Origin of the sequence: Streptococcus infantis, assembly GCF_047464615.1 — a bacterium.
Lineage (GTDB): Bacteria > Bacillota > Bacilli > Lactobacillales > Streptococcaceae > Streptococcus > Streptococcus infantis_Y.
Genome location: NZ_JASHBO010000004.1, coordinates 64,862 through 87,962, shown reverse-complemented (window position 1 = coordinate 87,962; position 23,101 = coordinate 64,862). Strand labels below are relative to the sequence as shown.

At 38.3% G+C, this 23,101-nt stretch carries 26 protein-coding genes; 7 read left to right on the top strand and 19 right to left on the bottom strand.

The annotated features are described in order from the left end of the window. Positions 1-70 precede the first annotated feature (70 nt). From imm40 to xerS, 5 genes are all read left to right on the top strand, one after another. Positions 71-403, top strand: a complete 333-nt coding sequence (gene imm40 / locus QM450_RS03410; protein ID WP_414319657.1) for an Imm40 family immunity protein — start codon at positions 71-73, stop codon at positions 401-403. A 168-nt stretch (positions 404-571) separates the two neighbouring features. Then, entirely contained in the window at positions 572-1,423 is an 852-nt protein-coding gene (gene ylqF / locus QM450_RS03405) for a ribosome biogenesis GTPase YlqF (RefSeq protein WP_414319656.1), read from the top strand. Then, the gene (locus tag QM450_RS03400; protein WP_414319655.1) at positions 1,410-2,192 is read left to right on the top strand and encodes a ribonuclease HII; all 783 of its coding nucleotides are present in this window, start codon (positions 1,410-1,412) and stop codon (positions 2,190-2,192) included. The genes ylqF and QM450_RS03400 overlap by 14 nt, the downstream gene beginning before the upstream one ends. An 11-nt stretch (positions 2,193-2,203) precedes the next feature. Further along, positions 2,204-3,754 carry a chloride channel protein gene (locus QM450_RS03395; protein WP_414319654.1) on the top strand — a complete coding sequence of 517 codons (1,551 nt, stop codon included), beginning with the start codon at positions 2,204-2,206 and terminating at the stop codon, positions 3,752-3,754. A 353-nt stretch (positions 3,755-4,107) separates the two neighbouring features. After that, positions 4,108-5,178, top strand: a complete 1,071-nt coding sequence (gene xerS / locus QM450_RS03390) for a tyrosine recombinase XerS (RefSeq protein ID WP_414319653.1) — start codon at positions 4,108-4,110, stop codon at positions 5,176-5,178. Between the two features lie 60 nt (positions 5,179-5,238). Here the strand turns inward: xerS and QM450_RS03385 are convergent, their stop codons facing one another. The 19 genes from QM450_RS03385 to QM450_RS03295 form a co-directional block, all read right to left on the bottom strand. Beyond that, positions 5,239-6,228: a lipoate--protein ligase gene (locus QM450_RS03385; RefSeq protein WP_414319652.1), complete on the bottom strand. Its 990-nt coding sequence runs from the start codon at positions 6,226-6,228 to the stop codon at positions 5,239-5,241. Between the two features lie 58 nt (positions 6,229-6,286). Further along, positions 6,287-7,990 carry a dihydrolipoyl dehydrogenase gene (gene lpdA, locus QM450_RS03380; protein WP_414319651.1) on the bottom strand — a complete coding sequence of 568 codons (1,704 nt, stop codon included), beginning with the start codon at positions 7,988-7,990 and terminating at the stop codon, positions 6,287-6,289. Between the two features lie 38 nt (positions 7,991-8,028). Further along, on the bottom strand, positions 8,029-9,072 hold the full coding sequence (locus QM450_RS03375) for a dihydrolipoamide acetyltransferase (RefSeq protein ID WP_414319650.1): 1,044 nt from the start codon (positions 9,070-9,072) through the stop codon (positions 8,029-8,031). Between the two features lie 255 nt (positions 9,073-9,327). Then, positions 9,328-10,320 carry an alpha-ketoacid dehydrogenase subunit beta gene (locus QM450_RS03370; protein WP_414319649.1) on the bottom strand — a complete coding sequence of 331 codons (993 nt, stop codon included), beginning with the start codon at positions 10,318-10,320 and terminating at the stop codon, positions 9,328-9,330. A gap of 17 nt (positions 10,321-10,337) precedes the next feature. Next, entirely contained in the window at positions 10,338-11,306 is a 969-nt protein-coding gene (locus QM450_RS03365) for a thiamine pyrophosphate-dependent dehydrogenase E1 component subunit alpha (RefSeq protein WP_000105346.1), read from the bottom strand. A 179-nt stretch (positions 11,307-11,485) separates the two neighbouring features. After that, positions 11,486-12,826: an MATE family efflux transporter gene (locus QM450_RS03360; RefSeq protein WP_414319648.1), complete on the bottom strand. Its 1,341-nt coding sequence runs from the start codon at positions 12,824-12,826 to the stop codon at positions 11,486-11,488. 11 nt (positions 12,827-12,837) lie between these two features. Continuing rightward, a complete protein-coding gene (locus tag QM450_RS03355) occupies positions 12,838-13,098 on the bottom strand; it encodes a hypothetical protein (RefSeq protein WP_414260838.1) in 261 nt (86 codons plus the stop codon). Between the two features lie 10 nt (positions 13,099-13,108). Then, a complete protein-coding gene (locus QM450_RS03350) occupies positions 13,109-14,380 on the bottom strand; it encodes a dihydroorotase (RefSeq protein ID WP_414314990.1) in 1,272 nt (423 codons plus the stop codon). 12 nt (positions 14,381-14,392) lie between these two features. Then, on the bottom strand, positions 14,393-14,857 hold the full coding sequence (locus QM450_RS03345) for an NUDIX hydrolase (RefSeq protein WP_001135768.1): 465 nt from the start codon (positions 14,855-14,857) through the stop codon (positions 14,393-14,395). A gap of 9 nt (positions 14,858-14,866) precedes the next feature. Further along, positions 14,867-15,520: a uracil-DNA glycosylase gene (locus QM450_RS03340; RefSeq protein ID WP_414319647.1), complete on the bottom strand. Its 654-nt coding sequence runs from the start codon at positions 15,518-15,520 to the stop codon at positions 14,867-14,869. A gap of 117 nt (positions 15,521-15,637) precedes the next feature. Beyond that, positions 15,638-16,021 carry a hypothetical protein gene (locus QM450_RS03335; RefSeq protein WP_414319646.1) on the bottom strand — a complete coding sequence of 128 codons (384 nt, stop codon included), beginning with the start codon at positions 16,019-16,021 and terminating at the stop codon, positions 15,638-15,640. Positions 16,022-16,068: 47 nt separating this feature from the next. Next, a complete protein-coding gene (locus tag QM450_RS03330; RefSeq protein WP_414319645.1) occupies positions 16,069-16,425 on the bottom strand; it encodes a hypothetical protein in 357 nt (118 codons plus the stop codon). A gap of 39 nt (positions 16,426-16,464) precedes the next feature. Beyond that, positions 16,465-17,157: a YjjG family noncanonical pyrimidine nucleotidase gene (locus QM450_RS03325; RefSeq protein WP_414319644.1), complete on the bottom strand. Its 693-nt coding sequence runs from the start codon at positions 17,155-17,157 to the stop codon at positions 16,465-16,467. A 79-nt stretch (positions 17,158-17,236) separates the two neighbouring features. Further along, on the bottom strand, positions 17,237-17,572 hold the full coding sequence (locus QM450_RS03320; RefSeq protein ID WP_414319643.1) for a type II toxin-antitoxin system RelE/ParE family toxin: 336 nt from the start codon (positions 17,570-17,572) through the stop codon (positions 17,237-17,239). Then, complete coding sequence (locus QM450_RS03315) at positions 17,565-17,858, bottom strand: hypothetical protein (protein ID WP_049509199.1); 294 nt, start codon at positions 17,856-17,858, stop codon at positions 17,565-17,567. The genes QM450_RS03320 and QM450_RS03315 overlap by 8 nt, the downstream gene beginning before the upstream one ends. A gap of 104 nt (positions 17,859-17,962) precedes the next feature. Then, positions 17,963-18,937 carry a phosphate acetyltransferase gene (gene pta / locus QM450_RS03310; protein WP_414319642.1) on the bottom strand — a complete coding sequence of 325 codons (975 nt, stop codon included), beginning with the start codon at positions 18,935-18,937 and terminating at the stop codon, positions 17,963-17,965. 6 nt (positions 18,938-18,943) lie between these two features. Then, positions 18,944-19,852 (bottom strand): RluA family pseudouridine synthase, encoded by a 909-nt coding sequence (locus tag QM450_RS03305; RefSeq protein ID WP_414319641.1) that lies wholly within the window; start codon positions 19,850-19,852, stop codon positions 18,944-18,946. After that, positions 19,849-20,667 (bottom strand): NAD kinase, encoded by an 819-nt coding sequence (locus QM450_RS03300; RefSeq protein WP_414289617.1) that lies wholly within the window; start codon positions 20,665-20,667, stop codon positions 19,849-19,851. Before QM450_RS03300 ends, QM450_RS03305 begins: the two co-directional genes overlap by 4 nt. Then, positions 20,651-21,322: a GTP pyrophosphokinase family protein gene (locus QM450_RS03295; RefSeq protein WP_000627444.1), complete on the bottom strand. Its 672-nt coding sequence runs from the start codon at positions 21,320-21,322 to the stop codon at positions 20,651-20,653. The genes QM450_RS03300 and QM450_RS03295 overlap by 17 nt, the downstream gene beginning before the upstream one ends. A 134-nt stretch (positions 21,323-21,456) precedes the next feature. Here QM450_RS03295 and QM450_RS03290 point away from each other — a divergent pair, with 134 nt between their 5' ends. Together QM450_RS03290 and QM450_RS03285 are read left to right on the top strand one after the other, a co-directional pair. Continuing rightward, positions 21,457-22,026: a CYTH domain-containing protein gene (locus QM450_RS03290; protein WP_414319640.1), complete on the top strand. Its 570-nt coding sequence runs from the start codon at positions 21,457-21,459 to the stop codon at positions 22,024-22,026. A 124-nt stretch (positions 22,027-22,150) separates the two neighbouring features. Beyond that, on the top strand, positions 22,151-23,095 hold the full coding sequence (locus QM450_RS03285) for a ribose-phosphate diphosphokinase (RefSeq protein WP_049526337.1): 945 nt from the start codon (positions 22,151-22,153) through the stop codon (positions 23,093-23,095). Positions 23,096-23,101: the final 6 nt, after the last annotated feature.

The following is a 23,101-nucleotide window of genomic DNA, read 5'->3' as shown; positions in this document are numbered from 1 at the left end:
TTAAAATCGATAACGACTGTATGGTGGTTATCGATTTTGCTTATCAAGAGAAACTTGAGGAATTAACTTTATGAAACAGAATATTGAGAATATAAATAAAAGAGGAATTGATTTACGTGACTTAGGGATTGATGCATACGCTTATGATTATTCAGCGATCCCAGACTTACTTGCTATTGTCCAAGCAAACAATCTGACAATATTAGGTGGTGATGTGTTTTGTTATAAGAATGGCCAATTGACACATACTTATGATAATTGGTATTACGAGAAACAAGATCCAACTATTGATAGCAGTAAATCCATTTTTCAAACAGAAAGGTATATCAGCAACTATGTAAAAAATCATGGTGAACACTATTATTTTTCAATCGTTTTAGACAATGAGGAATTTCATTTGTGACTGATTTGCTTAGAAAACATTTTACAATCGGCAATGAATCAAGCGTCAAATACGAGAAATCATGTTATAATAAAAGATAGTGATTTATTTTAGAAAAAGGATTTGTATTTAATATTTGAAACTGGAAAAATAGATACAAATCCAATAAGAGAAAGGAATTATACTCTCATGGCAACTATTCAATGGTTTCCTGGGCACATGTCAAAGGCGCGTCGTCAGGTCCAGGAAAATTTAAAATTTGTTGATTTTGTAACAGTTTTAGTCGATGCACGTTTGCCCTTGTCTAGTCAAAATCCGATGCTGACTAAAATCATTGGAGATAAACCAAGACTATTGATTTTGAACAAGGCAGATCTAGCGGACCCAGTATTAACAAAAGAATGGCGTCAGCACTTTGAATCACAAGGCATTCAAACACTGGCAATTAATTCTAAAGAGCAAATTACAGTAAAAGTTGTAACGGATGCTGCTAAGAAACTCATGGCAGATAAGATAGCTCGTCAAAAGGAACGTGGGATTCAAATCGAAACCTTACGTACCATGATAATCGGTATTCCAAACGCTGGTAAATCAACGCTGATGAACCGTTTGGCTGGTAAGAAAATTGCTATAGTTGGTAACAAGCCAGGTGTGACCAAAGGCCAACAATGGCTCAAAACAAATAAGGATTTGGAAATCTTGGATACTCCAGGGATTCTCTGGCCAAAATTTGAAGATGAAACTGTCGCTCTTAAACTTGCCCTTACCGGAGCAATCAAGGATCAGTTGCTTCCAATGGATGAAGTGACTATTTTCGGTCTCAATTACTTTAAAACCCATTATCCTGATAAGCTTCAAGAACGTTTTAAACAAATGAATCTGGACGATGAAGCTCCTGAAATCATCATGGACATGACTCGTATTCTTGGTTTCCGTGATGATTACGATCGCTTTTACAATCTCTTTGTCAAAGAAGTTCGTGACGGAAAATTAGGCAATTATACATTAGATACATTGGAAGATCTCAATGGCAACGATTAAAGAAATAAAAGAAGAATTAGCAAAGATAACTAAACTTGAAAGTCCCTTGTTTAAGGAATTTGAAAAAGATTCTCGTTCAGGTGTACAAAAGGAAATTGAAAAGCGTAAGAAAGCCATTCAAGCTGAAATTGATGAAAATCTCCGCTTAGAAGCCATGCTTAGCTATGAAAAAGAGCTTTACGCTCAAGGTATTAGCTTAATTGCAGGAGTAGATGAAGTTGGACGTGGGCCTTTAGCTGGGCCTGTTGTTGCCGCAGCAGTCATTCTGCCAAATAATTGTAAGATAAAAGGCTTGAATGACAGTAAGAAGATTCCTAAGAAAAAACATGAGGAGATTTTTCAAGCCGTTAAAGATAAGGCTCTTACAATCGGTATTGGCATTATGGACAATCATGTCATTGATCACGTCAATATCTATGAAGCAACTAAACTAGCAATGAAAGAAGCTATCTCTCAGCTTGAACCTCAACCAGAACATCTTTTGATTGATGCTATGAAGTTGGATTTGCCGATTTTTCAGACATCCATCATCAAAGGAGATGCGAATTCCCTATCCATTGCAGCTGCATCCATCATTGCTAAGGTTACCAGAGATAAAATCATGGCAAACTATGATCAGGAATTTCCAGGTTATGATTTTTCTCAAAATGCTGGTTATGGAACGGCTAAACATTTAGAAGGTTTAGAAAAGCACGGTGTTACACCCATTCATCGCACAAGCTTTGAACCGATTAAAACGATCGTTTCAGAAGCTGAAAAAGATAATTAAAGGAGAGAATTATGGAGGAACAGTCGGAAACACTTAGTTCCAAGAAAGAATTTGCCTTTGCATCTAGTACAATTCTATCTCAAGTAGGGCGAGGAATTATCGTTGGATTAGTCGTAGGCCTTATTGTTGGGTCTTTTCGGTTTTCTATTGAAAAAGGATTTCATGTCATCCAAGGGCTTTATCATGATCAAGATAATCTTGTACGTAACCTGTTGATTATCTCCCTGCTTTATCTTGTTATTTGCTGGCTTAGCGCCAAATTAACACGCTCGGAAAAAGATATTAAAGGTTCAGGTATTCCTCAAGTTGAAGCAGAGTTAAAAGGTCTCATGTCACTCAACTGGTGGAGTGTGCTCTGGAAGAAATATATTCTTGGTATTCTCGCAATTGCTAGTGGACTCATGTTAGGGCGTGAAGGTCCAAGTATTCAACTAGGTGCTGTTGGAGGTAAAGGAATTGCTAAATGGCTGAAATCTAGTCCAGTAGAGGAGCGCTCTTTAATAGCTAGTGGAGCTGCTGCTGGACTTGCTGCAGCCTTTAACGCTCCAATAGCAGGTCTGCTTTTTGTAGTTGAAGAAGTTTACCATCACTTTTCAAGATTTTTCTGGGTTTCTACCTTGGCTGCTAGTCTAGTAGCAAACTTTGTCTCTCTTCTCATCTTCGGCTTAACACCTGTTTTGGATATGCCGGATGATATCCCTCTTATGAGTCTTAGTCAATATTGGATTTATCTGGTGATGGGAATTTTTCTTGGGCTCTCAGGATTTCTTTATGAAAAAGCCGTTCTAAATGTCGGAAAAGTTTATGATTGGATTGGCCAAAAGGTTCATATTGATAAAACTTATCATCCAATTTTTGCTTTTATCCTGATCATTCCAGTTGGAATCTTCCTGCCACAGATACTTGGTGGAGGCAATCAGCTTGTCTTGTCCTTAACGGAACAAGATTATAGTTTCCAAATTCTTTTAATTTACTTCATCATTCGCTTTATCTGGAGCATGATTAGTTACGGAAGTGGACTGCCAGGTGGTATTTTCTTACCGATTTTAGCATTAGGATCCTTACTTGGTGCCCTAGTAGGCGTTATTTGTGTCAATCTTGGTCTTGTTACCCAGCAGCAATTTCCTATCTTTGTGATTCTTGGAATGAGTGGTTATTTTGGGGCTATCTCAAAAGCACCTTTGACAGCTATGATTCTTGTGACTGAAATGGTTGGTGACATCCGCAATCTCATGCCTTTAGGTATGGTGACCCTAGTTGCCTACATCGTCATGGATTTACTAAAAGGAGCGCCTGTCTATGAAGCTATGCTGGAAAAAATGTTACCTGAATCAGCAACTGATGATGGAGAAGTTACACTAATTGAAATCCCGGTTTCAGACAAAATAGCTGGTAAACAAGTACACGAACTCAATTTACCTCATAATGTGCTTATCACAACCCAGATACATAACGGTAAAAGTAAGACAGTTAATGGATCTACAAGGATGTATCTAGGTGATATGATTCATCTCGTGATTCCAAAAAGTGAAATTGGAAAAGTGAAAGATTTGCTTTTATAGCAGTATTTATTTACATAATTTATGTTATGTGGTAATGATTTAAGAAAAATTCTTTTCAGATTAATCGACAGATTCTTACAGATTAAAATATTTAAAAACAAAAACTCGGTCCCTGAAAGATGGAATCGAGTTTTTATATTACATTCGAATAAATTGTATAAGTTTAAACATTTAAAAAACTATAAGTTCAATGAAGCAATGATTTACCATATTTTAAGCGATTTTTCCATTATATAGCTTACTAAGACAATCCCATATATCTCCTATATCATCTTTCCGAAAAACTATAATTTTCTTGAAAAATATATCTAGCTATGCTATACTACTAATATAGAAAGGTTTGGAAAAAAAACATGAAACGCGAGATCTTATTAGAACGTATCGATAAACTTAAACAAGTCATGCCATGGTATGTATTAGAATATTACCAATCGAAACTGACTGTTCCATACAGTTTTACAACCTTGTACGAATACTTAAAGGAATACGATCGATTTTTCACCTGGGTTTTAGAATCTGGCATATCGGATGCTGATACTATGGCAAATATTCCTTTGGATGTTCTTGAGAACATGACCAAGAAAGATATGGAATCTTTTATTCTTTACTTACGTGAACGTCCTTTGCTCAATGCTAATACGACTAAAAATGGAGTTTCCCAAACGACCATCAATCGAACCTTGTCAGCATTGTCTAGTCTTTACAAGTATCTGACTGAGGAGGTTGAAAATGACCAGGGAGAACCTTATTTCTATCGCAATGTCATGAAGAAGGTTGCTACCAAGAAAAAGAAAGAAACCTTGGCTGCACGGGCTGAAAATATCAAACAAAAACTCTTTTTAGGCGATGAAACAGAAGGTTTCCTTAACTATATCGACCAGGAGTACCCTCAAACACTCTCAAATCGAGCCCTATCTTCCTTTAATAAGAATAAAGAGCGAGATTTAGCAATTATTGCACTCCTTCTTGCCTCTGGTGTACGTCTTTCTGAAGCAGTTAACCTTGACCTTCGAGATCTCAACCTCAAGATGATGGTGATTGATGTAACTCGAAAAGGTGGAAAACGAGACTCGGTTAATGTTGCTGCCTTTGCTAAGCCTTATCTAGAGCAATATCTTGCTATTCGAGACAAACGTTATAAGACAGAAAAGACTGATACAGCTCTCTTTCTAACTTTATATAGAGGTGTTCCAAACCGTATTGACGCTTCTAGTGTCGAAAAGATGGTCGCCAAGTATTCAGAAGACTTCAAAGTCCGCGTGACGCCCCATAAACTGCGTCATACACTAGCAACGCGTCTCTATGATGCAACCAAATCACAGGTTTTGGTCAGTCACCAGCTGGGACATGCAAGCACACAAGTTACCGATTTGTATACCCATATCGTTAATGATGAGCAAAAGAATGCCTTGGATAGTTTGTAACATAATATAAATTATGTAACAATTTAAAAAGAAGTTGGTAAAGTCCAACTTCTTTTTTCTTTATTCTACAACCGCCTCAGCAATTTCTTCTGCAGTGATTCCTGCGAAGTAACGACCTAGGTTAATGGTTTGAAGAGCTTTAAGTACATCTTCGCGTTCGTATTTAACACCACGAAGGACATCTTCTACAGCTGCTACGTCTTCGATACCAAAGAAGTCACCGTAAATCTTGATGTCTTGAATTTTTGATTCGATAACATTAGCAAAGATTTCAACCTTACCGCTAGGGAATTTAGTTCCACGATGGACGTTATACTCTGGTGATTTCCCATAATTCCAGTCCCAAGTTCCAAACTTAGTTTCTTTGATTCGATTGATTGCAGCCAATTCTTCATCTGAAAATACATATTCTGTCATTTCAGGATATTCTTTTTTCATGTATTCCAAAAGTAAGTCACGGAATTCTTCGACAGTAATCTTTTCTGGTAACTCATCGATGATATTGGTTACGCGAGCACGAACAGATTTAACACCTTTAGACTCAAACTTGTCCTTTGACACTTTGAGAGCATTAGCAAGAACTGACAAATTTACGTCAAAGAGCAAGCAACCGTGGTGCATGATACGTCCGTTAATATAAGCTTGCGCATTTCCACAGAATTTCTTACCCTCGATCTCAAGATCGTTACGGCCTGTAAATTCAGCTTTAACACCAAGTTGAGCAAGTGTATTGATTACTGGAGTAGAGAAGCTCTTGAAGTCAAAGGCCTTATTTTCATCTTCTTTAGAAATGATTGTATAGTTAAGGTTATTCAAATCATGGTAAACAGCCCCACCACCACTGATACGGCGCACTACTTCAATTCCATTTTCACGAACATAGTCACGGTTAATTTCTTCGATAGTATTTTGGTGACGTCCTACAATAATAGATGGTTTGTTAATCCAAAGAAGGAAGATTTGATCCTCGTCCAAAAGGTGTTTAAAAGCATATTCCTCTAAAGCAATATTAAAGGCAGTGTCATTTGAATGATTGATAATGTATTTCATAAGTTACCTTCTAATACGATAGAGACTGGAAAATAATTCCAGTCTAGTCTATCTATTTTTATTTTTTCTTAGGTGAATGGATGGCCATGCCAAGAACATCAGCAAATGCTTCGTACATAACTTCAGAGTATGTTGGGTGTCCGTGGATTGTCTTAAGCATTTCTTCAACAGTGATTTCCATTTCGATGATACTTGACGCTTCGTTGATCAACTCTGCAGCAGCAGGACCAATGATATGAACACCAAGGATTTCACCATATTTCTTGTCTGCAATGACTTTAACAAATCCTTGAGCAGCATCTGATGCAATTGCACGTCCGTTTGCAGCAAAGTTAAATTTACCAATTTGAACATCGTATTTTTCACGAGCTTGTTCTTCAGTCAAACCAACAGCTGCTACTTCAGGAAGTGTATAAATAGCTGCAGGAGTCAAGTTCAATTTGGCAACAGCGTGGTTTCCTTTAAGCGCATTTTCAGCCGCAACTTCACCCATACGGAAGGCAGCGTGAGCCAACATCTTAGTACCGTTGATATCACCTGGTGCGTAGATACCTGGAACAGAAGTTTCCATGTATTCGTTAACTTTGATACGACCACGTTCTAATTCAAACTCAACTTCTCCGATACCTTCAAGATCTGGAACACGACCGATTGAAAGAAGGGCTTTATTTGCGATGATATCATCTTTTCCTTCAACCTTGATACGGAGCTTGCCATCTTCTTCAATGATTTCTTGGAGTTTAGTATCCGTCAAGATTGTCATACCTTTACGTTCAAGGATTAAACGAAGGTTCTTAGATACTTCAGCATCCATAGCTGGAACAATACGATCCATCATTTCGATAACAGTAACTTTTGAACCAAATGCCATGAAGGCTTGGCCAAGTTCGATACCGACAACACCACCACCGATGATAACGAGGCTTTCTGGAACTTCATTCATTTCAAGGATGTCATCACTCGTCATTACAAGTGAAGATTCCATACCAGGGACATTAATCTTGCTTACTTTAGAACCACCAGCAAGGATGATCTTCTTAGTTTCAAGCAATTCAGAACCATTTACCAAGACATTCTTATCTTTAGTAATAGTACCGATACCTTTATGAACATCAACTCCATAGCTACGAAGTAATCCTGCAACACCGCCAACAAGAGTATTAACAACTTTAGATTTAGTTTCTAATAGTTTTTCCATATCAACAGTGAAGTTAGGATTTTCAATCACGATACCACGATTTGCTGCATGACCGATATTCTCGATAATTTCAGCGTTATGGAGGTAAGTCTTAGTTGGAATACATCCGCGGTTCAAGCAAGTACCACCAAGTTCAGATTTCTCAACAAGAGCAACCTTACCACCTAATTGTGCGGCTTTAATAGCAGAAACATAACCAGCAGGTCCACCACCGATAACAACGATATCGTAAGCGTCATCGCTCTTACCATCATCGTTTGAAGCACTTGCAGCAGGTGCTGGACTAGCTTCAGGTGCTGCTGCGCCAGCTGTTGGGATATTTTCCCCTTCTTCACCAAGATAGCCGATTACTTCTGTAACTGGAACAGTTTCACCATCCCCTTTAAGGATAGCGATTAAGTATCCATCTTCTTCTGCTTCCAATTCCATGCTGACTTTGTCAGTCATGATTTCCAAAAGGATTTCTCCTTCTTTTACAAATTCTCCGACTTTTTTATTCCATTGGACGATTTGTCCTTCTGTCATATCCACGCCGGCTTTTGGCATAATTACTTCTAAGGCCATATCTTACTTCCTCTATCTATATTTCTAAAACAAATACTTTAAACCAACATTGAGATTGGGTTCTCAATCAAAACTTTTAAGTCTTTCATAAACTTAGCACCAGCCATACCATCTACGACACGGTGGTCAATTGTCAATCCAAGACTCATAATTGGACGAATCACGATTTCACCATTAACTACAACTGGTTTCTCAACTGTTGAGCTAACTCCGAGAATTGCTGAGTTTGGTTGATTGATGATAGGACCGAATGATTGAACACCAAACATCCCCAAGTTACTGATGGTGAAGGTTGAATTTTGCAATTCGCTAGGAGCTAGTTTACCATCCAAGGTACGTCCAATAACGTCTTTAAATGCAACTACCAACTCAGACAAGCTCATTTTTTCTGCATTATAGACAACTGGTGTCATCAATCCATTATCCATACCAACTGCCATCGCAAGGTTGACATAGTTGTGAGTGATGATTGTCTTACCATCTTCTGTCAATGAAGCGTTGATGTAAGGGTGTTTCATAAGCGTCTTAACAACTGCTAGTGAAAGCAAATCTGTAACAGTGATTTTCTTGCCAGTTGCTTCCATGATTGGATCAAGCACTTTCTTTCGAAGGGCAAGCATTTCAGACATATCTACATCATAGTTAAGCGTAAATGTTGGAGCAGTCAAGTAAGACTCAACCATACGTTGTGCAATAACCTTACGCATAGGAGTCATCGGAATACGTTCGATTTCTCCATAAGGTGTCACATTATCTGGAACTTCTTCGACTTTCTCAATTTGAGCAGGTGATTTAATCGTATCGTTTTCGATATTTTCAGGAAGGAAAGCTAAAACGTCCTTCTTCATGATTTTACCACGATGACCAGTTCCTTGGATTTCTTGCCAAGCAATATTATGCTCTAGTGCAATTCGTTTTGCGAGTGGTGAAATGCGAACCACGTTAGTGTCTTTATATGTTTCCACGTCTTCTTTGTGGACACGACCGTTTGCGCCTGAGCCAGAAATGTCGTAGAGATTGATCCCTAAATCATCTGCTAATTTTCTAGCTGCAGGAGTCGCTCTTAGCTTATCATCAGCCATGACCTCTCCTATTCTATTTATGATGCAAAGGGCTTAAAAATTCACAGTGAAAATAGGAAACTTGACGAAGAAACTTTAGTTTCTAGGAAAGTTTATCTTTTTCACCCAGACTTTAGCCCGAGTTCAATTTTATGATGCAAAGGGCTTTTAGCCCGTGCTCTAATCTAAGATATCAAGAACGCAGAGAACTCTGCACCTAAAAGATACAAAGCTTCTCGTCTGATTTATCATATATTACATAATTTATATTATGTGTTATTGTTTGTTATGAGTTTTACGAATGGCATCTTTGATGCTTTCAACTGTCGGAATCATTGCATTTTCAAGATTTTGTGCATAAGGCATTGGTACATCTTCACCTGCACAACGACGGATTGGAGCATCTAAGTAATCAAATGCTTCTGATTCAGAAATGATAGCTGAGATTTCACCGATAAAACCACTTGTCTTGTGAGCATCATTGACAAGAACTACTTTTCCTGTTTTCTTAACTGAGTTAATGATGATGTCTTTATCAAGTGGAACCAAAGTACGTGGGTCTACTACTTCTACTGAAATGCCTTCCTCAGCCAATTCTTCAGCTGCTTGCATAACACGACGAAGCATTTTACCGTAGGTTACTACTGTTACATCAGTTCCTTCGCGTTTGATTTCTCCGACACCAAGTGGAATGGTGTAGTCTGGATCAACAGGAACCTCACCTTTTTGGTTAAATTCGGATTTGTATTCAAGAATGATAACAGGGTTGTTGTCACGGATAGAAGACTTAAGAAGTCCCTTTATATCAGCTGGTGTACCTGGAGCTACAACCTTCAATCCTGGGATATGAGTAAACCATGTTTCCAATGATTGTGAGTGCTGAGCTGCAGAACCAACTCCGTTACCAGCTGCACAGCGGATTGTCATTGGTACTTGACCTTTTCCACCAAACATATAACGAGTTTTAGCGGCTTGGTTAACGATAGCATCCATGGCAATTACAGAAAAGTCCATGAAAGTCATATCAACGATTGGACGAAGTCCTGTCATAGCAGCACCTGCTGCTGCACCAGAAATAGCAGCTTCAGAGATTGGACAGTCACGAACACGTTCTGGACCAAATTCTTCAAGCATACCTACTGAAGTACCGAAGTCTCCACCGAAAACTCCGACATCTTCACCCATCAAAAGCACATTTTCATCACGACGCATTTCCTCAGACATTGCAAGGATAATGGTATCGCGGAAAGACATTAATTTAGTTTCCATATTTTCTCTACTTCTCCTTAGTCTGCGTAAATATCTTCAAATGCTGATTCTAGTGGAGGGAATGGACTTTCTTCTGCAAATTTAACAGATGCCTCCACTGCTTCCTTAACTTGTGCTTGAATTTCTTCAAGTTCCTCTGCACTAGCAATCTTGTTCTCAACAAGGTACTTGCGAAGATTTTCGATTGGATCTTTTTGTTTCCACTCTTCTACTTCTTCACGTGTACGATATTTACCTGGGTCTGAAGATGAGTGACCAAGCCAACGGTAGGTTACACTCTCAATCAAGACAGGACCTTTACCAGAACGAACATGGTCAACTGCTTTCTTAAATCCTTCGTAGACATCGATTACATTGTTACCATCTTCGATAAACATACCAGGAATACCGTAAGCTGCGCTACGTTCATGGATATGTTGAACATTGGTCATTTTCTTAATATCTGCTGAAATTCCGTAACCATTATTGATACAGTAGAAAATAACAGGAAGATTCCAGATTGAAGCCATATTCACCGCTTCGTGGAAGACACCTTCGTTTGTTGCACCGTCACCAAAGAAGCAGACAACGATTTTACCAGTGTTTTTCATTTGTTGAGTAAGGGCAGCACCTACTGCGATTCCCATACCACCACCTACAATACCGTTGGCACCAAGGTTACCTGCATCAAGATCGGCGATGTGCATTGATCCACCTTTACCTTTACAAGTTCCGGTATACTTACCTAGGATTTCAGCCATCATGCCATTAAGGTCAATACCTTTAGCGATGGCTTGACCGTGACCACGGTGATTTGAAGTGATCAGATCATCTGCGTTTAGAGCTAACATAGCTCCGACGTTAGCAGCTTCCTCACCAACAGAAAAGTGCGTCATACCGGGCACTTTTCCTTTTTTTACTAATTGAGCAATTTTTAAGTCCATACGACGAATTTCTTCCATCTTACGGAACATCTCAAGCAAAAGATTTTTATCTAAAGTTGACATAATCTTGCCTTTCTAAGTTTAAATTCTTATAGTTCTATTTTACTTTATAGGTTAATTAGTGTCAAAAAATATGCTTGCAATTTTTCACAATATAAAAAAAGAAAAGTCAGTAAAATCAAGACTTTTCTTTATATAAAATACAAATTTCACAAGATGTTTTTTCATCGTTTTTCAACAAATTATTTGAATCTTTTCATAATAACCTGTAAACGCCACTGATAAAGAATTCCACTTACCATTAAACTAATGATAAGAGCAATCCAATAGGAGTACGCACCTAAACTAGTCGAATAATCAAGATATAACCCAAGCGGAATCCCAACACCCCAGTATCCGAGAAGACCAAGACAAAAAGGAACAATCGTATCCTTATAACCTCTTAAAATACCTTGTAAAGGTGCCGCAAAGGTATCAGCTAACTGGAAGAACAAGCTATAGGTCATAAAAGATGCTGTCAGTTGAATAAATTCTGAATCTTGACCATATAGTCTAGCTACATTTTCACGATAGATGTAGAGAAAACTAAGTGTTAAAACCGCAAACACCATAGCTGTTAAACGGCCAATATGGATATACTGTTTTGCATCGTCTAACCGTTTAGCTCCTACCTCATAAGAAATCACAATGGCCATCGCAGTTGAAATACTCATAGGAAAAGCATACATCAGATTTGAAAAGTTCATAGCTGACTGATGACTTGCAATAATAAGTGATGAGAATTTCGCCATAATCAAACCAACAACTGAAAAAATGGCTACTTCAGCAAATACCGTCCCACCAATTGGTAGACCAAGATAAATAGCTTCCTTGATTTTTTTGATTTGTAGGGGCATAGGCTTTTGGAGTTGATATTCCTTAAGCTTTTTATGCTTTAACAAGACCAAAACTGAAATCAGCAACAATGCCCAGTACGCAAGGGAAGTCCCCAGACCTGCTCCTGCACCTCCTAACTCAGGAAAACCAAAAGCTCCATATATTAGTAAATAGTTAAATCCACTATTTAAAGGAAGTAAAAGAAGCATAAGATACATAGACAATTTTGTCAGTCCGAGTGTATCAAGTAGAGAACGTATCACACTAAAAAGCAAAAGTGGAATAATACCGATGGCTAGGAGCCACAGATAACGTATAGCAACACTGGATACAGCCACTTCCAGCCCCATGAATTGTAAGACAATTGGTGCTAAAAAGAAAACCAAGCCAAAAAGTACGATAGATAAGGCTAAAGCCAAATAAAGAAATTGATAAAAATCCGAAGAAACTTCTTTCTTTTTTCCTTGTCCCAAATGGTGCCCGATAATAGGGACCAAGGCTGAGACAATCCCTGTCAAAAAGGTAAAGAAAGGATTCCATAAACTAGTTGCGATTGAAACCCCCGCTAGATCAAGAGTATTATATTGGCCCGTCATCGTGGTATCGACAAAAGATGCGGAAAAATTAGCGAATTGATAAATTAAAATAGGAAAGAAAATTTTTAAAAATAAGATGATTTTGTCTTTAATAGTTTCTGTTGTATGCATACCTACTCTTTCTACTCCTTTTCATCCAAGCCAAAAAGCTTTAAGCCGTATTTTCTCAAGCTCAAGGGTGGATTACTAGCTTTTGATGTCGTGTGCCAACAATTACATGAGGCGCAATAATAGCTTCTAACCAAGCCACCATTATCATAGTCTACGGCGTGATCAGCTTTTTCCTTGGTTTCATACTGAATTTTAGCACGGTTAGCGGCTGGACAATATACTCCATGGCAAGCATTTCGTTTACGATTTCTAAGTTTACGAAAATAATTCATCCTCAAGCTCCTAATCTGCTTGATAAACGATTTGTCCCTTACAGATAGTATATTTGACCTGCCCTTTTAATTGTTCACCAATGAATGGTGAATTAGCTGCTTTAGAAGCAAAATGCGTGTCTACGATTCGGTCAGCTTTATCATCGAAAATCGTAATATCAGCTGGCCCATTTTCAGTTAGATAACCTGCTTCAAAATTATAAAGTTTTGCTGGATTGTAGGTCATTTTTTCTAGCAATTGCATTAAACTCAACTCGCCAGCTTCCACCAGATAGGTTAAACCTAGTGACAAAGAAGTTTCCAAACCTGTCATACCTGATGGAGCTTTGGTAATATCCTCAACATTTTTTTCGTCAGCATGGTGAGGCGCGTGGTCAGTAGCAATGACAGAAATAACTCCAGATTTTAAACCTTCAATGACGGCGCGACGATCAGACTCCAAACGAAGAGGTGGATTCATCTTAGCGTTACTTCCTTTAGTCAAAAGCAGAGCTTCAGTCTTAGAAAAATGCTGTGGAGCTACTTCTGCAGTTACGTTTGCTCCCATATTTTGAGCAAACTCCACAACTTTGACACTTTCTTCCTTAGATAAATGCTGGATATGAACATGAGCCTTGGTCGCATAGGCAATCATAACATCACGCGCCATCATAGCATACTCAGCCACCCCAGTCGCACCGCATATATGGAAATGTTTTTTAGCGATATTTTCATTAAAGCCAAGAATCCCATTCAAACCTGGATCTTCCTCATGAAGACTGATAAAGGTATTGAGCTTTTTGGCTTCTTCCATGGCTTCCTTGACAACTTTACTGCTTTCAAGCGGAATACCGTCATCAGAAAAACCAACGGCACCTGCTTCCAAAAGCGCCTTAAAGTCAGTCAAGTCTTGGCCATTAAAGTTTTTGGTGATAGTGGCAACCGTCTTGACATTGATTTTTTCCTTGGCAGCTGACTGAAGAACTTCTTGTAAAGTCTCCACATCTGAAATAGTTGGACTAGTATTAGCCATCATGACAACCGTTGTAAAACCACCTGCAGCGGCTGCTAGGGCACCAGTATGGATATCTTCCTTGTGGGTCTGACCAGGTTCACGGAAATGAACATGGATATCTACCAAGCCAGGAGCAACGACTAGACCAGTAGCATCAAGCACATCTGCTCCTTCTTCTTTGATTTCAGGCGCAATTTTGACAATTTTCCCATCTTGAACCAAGACATCACACACTTGATCCAAACTAGACTTGGGATCCATTACACGACCATTTTTGATTAGTAGCATCTACTTTCTCCTTTATTCATAGAAATCGACTTGGGTATCCAATAGTTTATCCCCATCATAAACAAACTTGGCTGAAAAGAAGGGCTTATCCTCTAAAAGCCACTCAACAAAGGTGTGGTCACCTTCCCAAGTTGGCTTGCTCAGAACTTCATCATAGGGAACCCATTCCAGCGTTCCCTCATTGCAGTCAATCAAGTCCCCCTCAAACTCTGTCACCTTAAAAACATAGGTATACCAGTCTAAATCTGGCGTAAATTCAGGAAAAGTGATTACGCCTTTTAGAACTGGCTTGGCTTTAAGCCCTGTTTCTTCGAGGATTTCACGCGCAGCACATTCCTGAGGTGTCTCTCCTCGCTCTAGCTTACCACCCACACCAATCCATTTCCCTTCATGAACATCATTGGGTTTCTTATTACGGTGGAGCATGAGCAGTTCTTTCCCGTTATCAATGTAGCAAATCGTCGCTAACTGAGGCATATTCTCTCCTTATCTAAGCCAATCGACTGGCTCTTGTCCTGTTTCTTTTAAGAATGCACTGGCCTTGGAAAAAGGCTTGGAGCCCCAAAATCCTCTGTAAACAGAAAGAGGACTTGGGTGGGCTGATTCGATAATCAAGTGCTGAGGATTTTTAACCAAGGACTTCTTCTTACGTGCATAAGCACCCCAGAGTACAAAAACCACAGGTCTATCTAAATTATTGACAACCTTAATTACTGCATCCGTGAATGGCTCCCAAATCTGACCAGCATGACCATTTGCTTGACCAGCAGGAACCGTCAAGCAAGCATTTAGAAGCAAGACTCCCTGCTCTGCCCAAGTAGTCAAGTCATGTGAATTCTTAACTCCAATATCGTCTGACAGTTCTTTTAGAATATTTTGCAAAGAAGGAGGTGCTGGAATAGAATCTGGAACTGAAAAACTCAAGCCCTGAGCCTGACCTGGTCCATGATAAGGATCTTGACCAAGGACAACCACCTTAACCTCTTCTAGAGGAGTTGTCAAAAGAGCTTGAAAAACCTTTTCCTTTGGCGGATAAACAGTTCCCCGAGCATAGACTTGCTCCATAAAGTGATTGATTTTCCCAAAATAACCTTCAGGTAATTGCTCTTTAATCAAAGCATGCCAAGATGAGTGTTCCATAGCCGACTCCTTCGTTAATACTGCCTCTATTATAGCAAAAAGTGGCTACCTAAACCACTTTTAAAAGTATCTATTGAGATTTGAGAAGTTTTATAGAGAATTTATACTAAAGAGCCTTTATTCAACACCTTTTCTCGTATTAGAAAGGATGAATTCTTTGTCGATTTCATCAATAATCAATTCTGTTCGAGTATTAAGTTTTTCATCAAATCTTATATTCAATTCCTTTACAACGCTTATCTTAAACTCATCACTTGATTTTTGTTTATAGTAATCAAATCCTCCAGAAGCCGCGCTACAGCAACTCCCCCAATCTGAAAGATAGCCTATTATTTCAAAAACACTATCGTTGTATTTTTCAAATTTTTTAGTTGCTGTACTTTTTAAATAACCTGAAATACAATTTACAAAAGAGTAGTAATACTTAGAGTCACGAAATGAATTGAATTCTACACTATGAAAACTAGGATCAAGAATCCGTGCTGATCGTACATCTTCCATGGTGGGTTTCCTCGTCATTTTAATATCAGACTGAGGTAGACAAGCAATTAGTTATTTAAGTTTTTATTTTTTACACTAATTTTTTCTAAAAACTTTTCTAGATTTTCACTTCTTTGTTCTAAAAATTCACTATCTGCACCTAATTCTTGGGCAAGTTCTAAATCTTCTTTGTTGAGAATGATTTCTTTAATTTCAATCAAGAATTCGTCATCTAATTGCCCAACTTCCCATAAACAGTGTGCTAAGGCAAACAAGACATCATACATATCATCATCGTATAAATCCGATGTCAGGTCATTTTTGATTGTAATTGCATCTTCTCCTTGATTGTATCTCTCGAAGAATTCTTCTTTAATATCTAAGGAAGTGTCATTTCCAAAAATGGTTGCATCCCATGTTCCCATAATTTTATGCTCCTTTTATTTAATTTTATTTTAGAATCTTTAAAGTTTCCCCAAACAATTCAGCAAATCTTTATAAGAATGAACTTCATATGTTGGATGTAGTTGTGCTGTATTTTCTAAATATTGAGGATTGTACCAGACAGTATCAATTCCTGCATTTTGCCCACCTTGAATATCAGCTGACAAAGAATCACCAATCATAAGGGCATGGTTTTTATCAAAGTTAGGGATTCGAGCTCCAATTTTCTCATAAAATGCAGCATCTGGTTTTTGGGTATGGAGTTGCTCTGAAATGAAAATCTCCTTGAAGTACGGTTTAATACCAGATTGTTCCAAACGACCTGTCTGAATATATGTAATTCCATTTGTCGCAGCATAGAGCTCATAGCCTTGTTTTATCAAATTTTTTAATAAATCTTCGACACCTGGGAAAGTCTGACCTTGTTTAGATAGAAAAAACTGGTAGCGCTCTGCTAAGTAGGCGCCATCTTTTTCAATGCCAAAGTGAGCAAACAATTTTGCAAAACGTGTATTGATCAATTCTGATTTGGTAATCTTTTTCTGTTCCAAATCCTTCCAAAGGGCTTTGTTCATGGGCACATAATAATCTTTGTAAGTTTGGATATCCTCAACTCCTTCTTCAGCGAGTAGAAAGTCTAAGGCAACATCCTCAGCAGCATCAAAATCGAGTAAGGTATGGTCAAGGTCGAATAATAGAAATTTGTATTTCAATTTTAAAAACTTCCTTTCTTTGGGGGACAAAGAGTGGGACTAAATGATTCAAAAAAATTTAAAAAATTTTCACCTCTACTTACTTTAATAACTTAGCCCAATTCTGCTTGGAATTTAAAATTCTGGAGACATAAACCTCATATTTGTCGATATAATAAAAAGCTAAGTAATTTTCAATTGGCATATATCGATAACGTTTTCCGTCATCTGTTAATTCACCATAACCTCGGCTCGACACCAAAGGGCATACTTCTGGAAAGGTTTCTAAAGTTTCTAGTGCCGTTAAAATAAGGTCTAGTTTACTATCGGCAGATTGCTGGCTGTAAAAATTCAGTACAATATAATCATGTATTTCTCTCAAGTCTTTCTTAGCTTGATCCGTAAGAGAAACATGGTAACGTTTATGATTAGTCAAGTCCAAATTCCTTTCTTACATCTGCCAAAGACGTTAGTTTACCTTGCTCAATTTCTTGATGTCCCATCAAGATTTCCTTTTTCAAGTCTTCAAAAGCAACCTGATATTGAGTCTCTTGTAAATCACTAAATACGAACTCTTTAGGATCAACTGCACCTGTCGCAATTTTACGAAGTGCAGCATTAAAAATATCTGATAGTGTTAACTTTTCATCAGCTAAGATTTCTTTCGTTTGTTGGTAAAAAGTCGAATCTGCTCTAAAATTAACTGGTTGAGTACTTGCCATGATTAATACCTCTTTGTAAAGATGATTTGTAAATACATTTTATCATCTTTAGATTTAAAATTCAACAAAAAGCTCCTTTAACAGAAAAGGAGCTATCTTGTATGTTATTGGTGTACAGCTTGTGCTGCTGTGATTAGAGTAAGTTTGAAGACGTCATCTGAGTTACATCCACGAGAAAGGTCATTAACTGGTTTGTTCAAACCTTGCAATACTGGACCAACTGCTGCAAAGCCACCGAGACGTTCTGCCATCTTGTAGCCAATATTTCCTGCTTCAATACCTGGGAAGATAAAGACGTTTGCTTGTCCAGCAACCTTGCTTCCTGGCGCCTTAAGAGCAGCTGTTTCTGGAACGAAGGCAGCATCAAATTGCAATTCACCATCAATTTCAAGGTCAGGACGAAGATCATGAGCAATCTTAGTTGCTTCAACAACTTTATCTACGCTTTCACCAAAACCAGAACCTTTAGTTGAATAGCTTAGCATAGCAATTTTTGGTTCGATACCAAACATCTTAGCTGTAATTGCAGAGTTAATCGCAATTTCTGCCAAAGCTTCAGCGTCAGGATTGATATTGATGGCACAGTCACCAAAGAGGTAACGTTCAGTACCACGAACCATGAGGAAGGCACCTGAAGTACGGCTAACATTAGGACGAGTTTTAATGATTTGAAGGGCTGGGCGAACAGTTGCCGCAGTAGAGTGAATAGCTCCCGAAACCATTCCATCTACCAAGCCCATGTATACCAACATAACACCAAAATAGTTTACGTCTTTAACCAAGATTTCGCGAGCTTCATCTTCAGTCATTTTTCCTTTACGACGTTCTACAAGTGATGCCACCATGTCTTCAAATTGAGGATAATGTGCAGGATCAATCACTTCATAACCATCCATAATTCCTTCGATTTCAAGATAGATTTTAATTTTGTCAGGGTTTCCTAGTAGGACAGGAATAACTTCTGTTTCTTTTACGATGCGTTTTGTTGCTTGAAGAATACGTGGTTCTTCACCTTCAGGCAAGACAATACGTGCATTTTTACCAACTAGGTTGGCTTTTAAACTTTCAAAAACTTCCATGAGTTTTTACTCCTTTTTAGATAAATTATTATTTGATAACTGAGTAATAAGGGTGTTGAAATCATCCGGCAGTGGACTTTCCACCTCCAACTGCCCTTCAAGAAAAGGATGATAAAACGATAAGTAATGGCAATGCAGAGCTTGACGCTCTATGCCATGTTCAAGACTACCACCATAGAGATCATCGCCAAGCAAAGGGAAACCGATATGGGAGAAATGAACACGAATCTGGTGTGTCCTTCCCGTATGTAGTCGAATATCAACTAGATGAATATTGCCATAAGACTGCACTATACGATAGGAGGTATGGGCATATTTACCACCTTTTGCCACTCGTCTAGTGATAATGGAATCTTCGTCACGGGCAATCGGGGCAATAATTTCACCTTGAGGTTCCAGAAACCCATCTCCTTTAACCAGAGCAAAATAGCGCTTTTCAATGGCTTTCTTTTGCAACTGCTTGTCTAGTCTAGCATGAGCATAACCATGTTTAGCAAAAAGCATGAGACCCGAAGTATCGCGATCTAGTCTGGTTACAATGTGAACCTGCTGATTTTCATAGTTCTGTTTCACATAATAGCCCTTGATAAAGTTAGCGATGGTATTGGAATGATTGACACTAGGAATCGAGGCCACACCAAAGGGTTTGTTTAGGATTAAGAAATGATCATCTTCAAACAGAATATCCAGTGGATAATCAATTGCTTCCAGTGTCTCAAAACCTTCCTCAGGAGGAATGTCGATGACAACCACATCTCCTATATCTAAGAGATAGGTTGCATTTTGTGGATGACCGTTTACGCGAATATCTCCACCTCGAAACTTGATTTTGGCCAGCAAACCTTTAGAGACTTCATGCTTTTTCAAAAATGTCTTTACCTTGACGTGTTCGTCAGCAATAAATTCAAACCTCATTCATCCACCTCACCAATAAAGGCATCTTTAACACGATTCCAAAAACTAGTATGGCTTGGTGTTGCTACAAAATGAATCTTATGATGGTCTATCTGGTATTCTATTCTTTCAATATTACGGTAAGAATAAATGCTATTGTCAACAGAAATCGTATGATAGTCATTACGAGTTGGTATCAATTCTATCTTATCCTTCTTAGGCACAATAATAGAAGAACCTAAGGTTCTGTAGACACGATTGTTAAGACTCGCAATTTCTGTCAATTGTAGGGCCTCAATAGTAGGGTGCAAAACAGCTCCACCAAGAGATTTATTATAGGCTGTGCTCCCAGTTGGCGTCGATACCGTCAGGCCATCTCCTCTAAAACGTTCAAATGGCACGTGGTTAATGATAATATCGGCAACCATGGTCCTATCAGCTCTCCGAATGCTAGCCTCATTCAAAGCACGGAAAATTTTCACTTCTCCATTTTCCAAAAATATCTTTACATTTAACAGTGGATAAGACACACGAGCCCCAGTATCCAACTGTAAATTAGTAAGCAGTTGATCTAGTTCAAAATCACGGTAATCCGTATAGAAACCTAAATGACCTGTGTGAACACCAACGAAGCGAACCTTATCCAGCTGGTCTTCATACTTGTGAAAAGCAGACAAAAGCATCCCATCCCCACCTATGGAAATCACGATATCGGGATGTTTATCATTTAATATAAAGTTATTCTTTTTTAGTCGATCTCTTAATTCATATAAGACTCGTTGACTTTGAGGTTTGCGATTAGCGATTAGATCGATTCGTTTACCTGTATTCTTCATCGGTATCGTCACTATTACCTACCCCGTCATTTAACTTTCTATGCAATGGATCAAAGAGTGCCTGTGCTTCCTGGATATCATCACGAATTTTACTCATTTCTTCATCCAATTGGTGAGAGATTCTTGCTGTGATTTCCAAGCGTTTCTTAATTTCTTCTGGAAAATCCCCTTGATATTTATAATTGAGAGAATGCTCGATGGTAGCCCAGAAATTCATAGCCAAAGTACGAATCTGAATCTCCACCAGAATCGTTCTTGCCCCATTGATCGTATCAACTGTATACTCAATAATCAAATGGTAAGAACGATAGCCTGAAGCCTTTCGATGAGTAATGTAGTCACGTTCTTGTACCACTCTCATATCTTGCCTCTTACGAAGGATGGCAACAACCTCGCTCACGTCATCTACAAATTGAACCATGACGCGTAAACCTGCAATATCTTGCAAGTCCTGTTCCAACGTATCGTATCCAATCCCTCGACGAGCCATTTTTTCTTTTATACTTTCGATCGGTTTGACTCGACCAGTTACAAACTCAATTGGAGAATGTTTATTTTGTTTGCGGTATTGTTTTCGAATACCTCGGAGTTTTATCTTCAGCTCTCCGACAGCCTGAATGTAAGGATCTAAAAATTCTTCCCATTCTGTAATCATATATCTTTTTCATCCAATTCTCTATACACTTCGATTTATCTAGTTTTTGATTTTCTAGGAAAAATCTTATACAATAAATACAATGCTTATTATACCATACAATCGCTTTCAAAGATAAGGAAAAAGTAAAAAAAATGAAACATTTAGAAATTGAAATGAAAACACTTCTAAACAAGGATGAATATCAAAGATTGCAGGATCACTTTTCAGGAGTTACACCTATTACACAAAGAAATTACTACCTAGACACGCCTGATTTTTACCTTCGCAAACATAAAATCGCCATGCGCATTCGTACTTTTGAAGATAGCGCTGAATTGACCATAAAAATCCCACAAAAAGTTGGGAATATGGAGTTCAATCAAGATCTCTGCCTTGAGGAAGCAAACCATTATCTTAAAGAATGTAAACTTCCACAAGGAATGATTCTTGACGAATTGACTAGCCGTGGACTTTCAACCAGTGGCTGGGTAGTTTTAGGTTGCCTAACTACTGTTCGTTACGAAAAGCAAACTCCGATCGGACTCATGGCACTTGATCAGAGCCAATACTTTGATATTGTTGACTATGAGCTTGAATTAGAAGTGGAAGATGGCAACCAAGGAAGTCTTGACTTCCAAGAATTTTTACAAGACAATGAAATCCATTACAAAAAAGCTCCTTCAAAATTGGTTCGTTTTATAGAAAATATGAAAAAATACTGAAATAATCTTCTTTTTTTGATAAAATAAAAGGGATGAAAAATAATAGAATCTGTTGTAGAGAGCATCTATCACTAAAAGTGTTTCACTACAACGATTCACTTAGTTTAAAGAGGACGGTTTATCGATGTCAGATACAAAAAACATGAAACTTTTCGCACTATCTTCCAACCAGGAAATTGCTCAAAGAATCGCAGATGCTGCAGGTGTTCCACTTGGAAAAGTATCTTCACGCCAATTTTCAGATGGTGAAATCCAAGTTAACATCGAAGAAAGTGTTCGTGGATATGATGTTTATATCATCCAATCAACTAGTTATCCAGTAAATAACCACTTGATGGAACTCTTGATTATGGTTGATGCTTGTGTTCGTGCTAGCGCTAATACCATTAACGTTGTACTTCCATACTTCGGCTACGCTCGCCAAGACCGTATCGCTTCTTCGCGCGAACCACTTACTGCAAAACTGGTTGCAAATATGTTGGTGAAAGCTGGAGTTAGTCGTGTATTGACTCTTGACCTCCATGCCGTTCAGGTTCAAGGATTCTTTGACATTCCTGTAGATAACCTCTATACAATTCCACTTTTTGCAAAACATTACTGCGATAAAGGTTTGACTGGTTCAGATGTGGTTGTTGTCAGTCCTAAAAACTCTGGTGTAAAACGTGCGCGTAGTCTTGCAGAATACCTAGATGCTCCAATTGCCATCATTGATTATGCACAAGATGATTCTGAACGCAGTCAAGGTTACATTATCGGTGATGTTGAAGGTAAGAAGGCAATCTTGATTGATGACATTCTTAACACTGGTCGTACCTTCTCTGAAGCCGCTAAAATCCTAGAGCGCGACGGAGCAACTGAAATCTATGCGGTTTCAAGTCATGGACTATTCGTTAACGGTGCTGCAGAGTTATTAGATGCAACAAATATTAAGGAAATCTTGGTTACAGATTCTGTTTTGACAGAAAGTAGAAAACCTAAAAACGTGCAATACATCACTGCTAGCGAATTGATTGGTGATGCTATGGTTCGTATTCATGAAAGAAAACCAGTTAGTCCACTATTTAAATAGAAATTA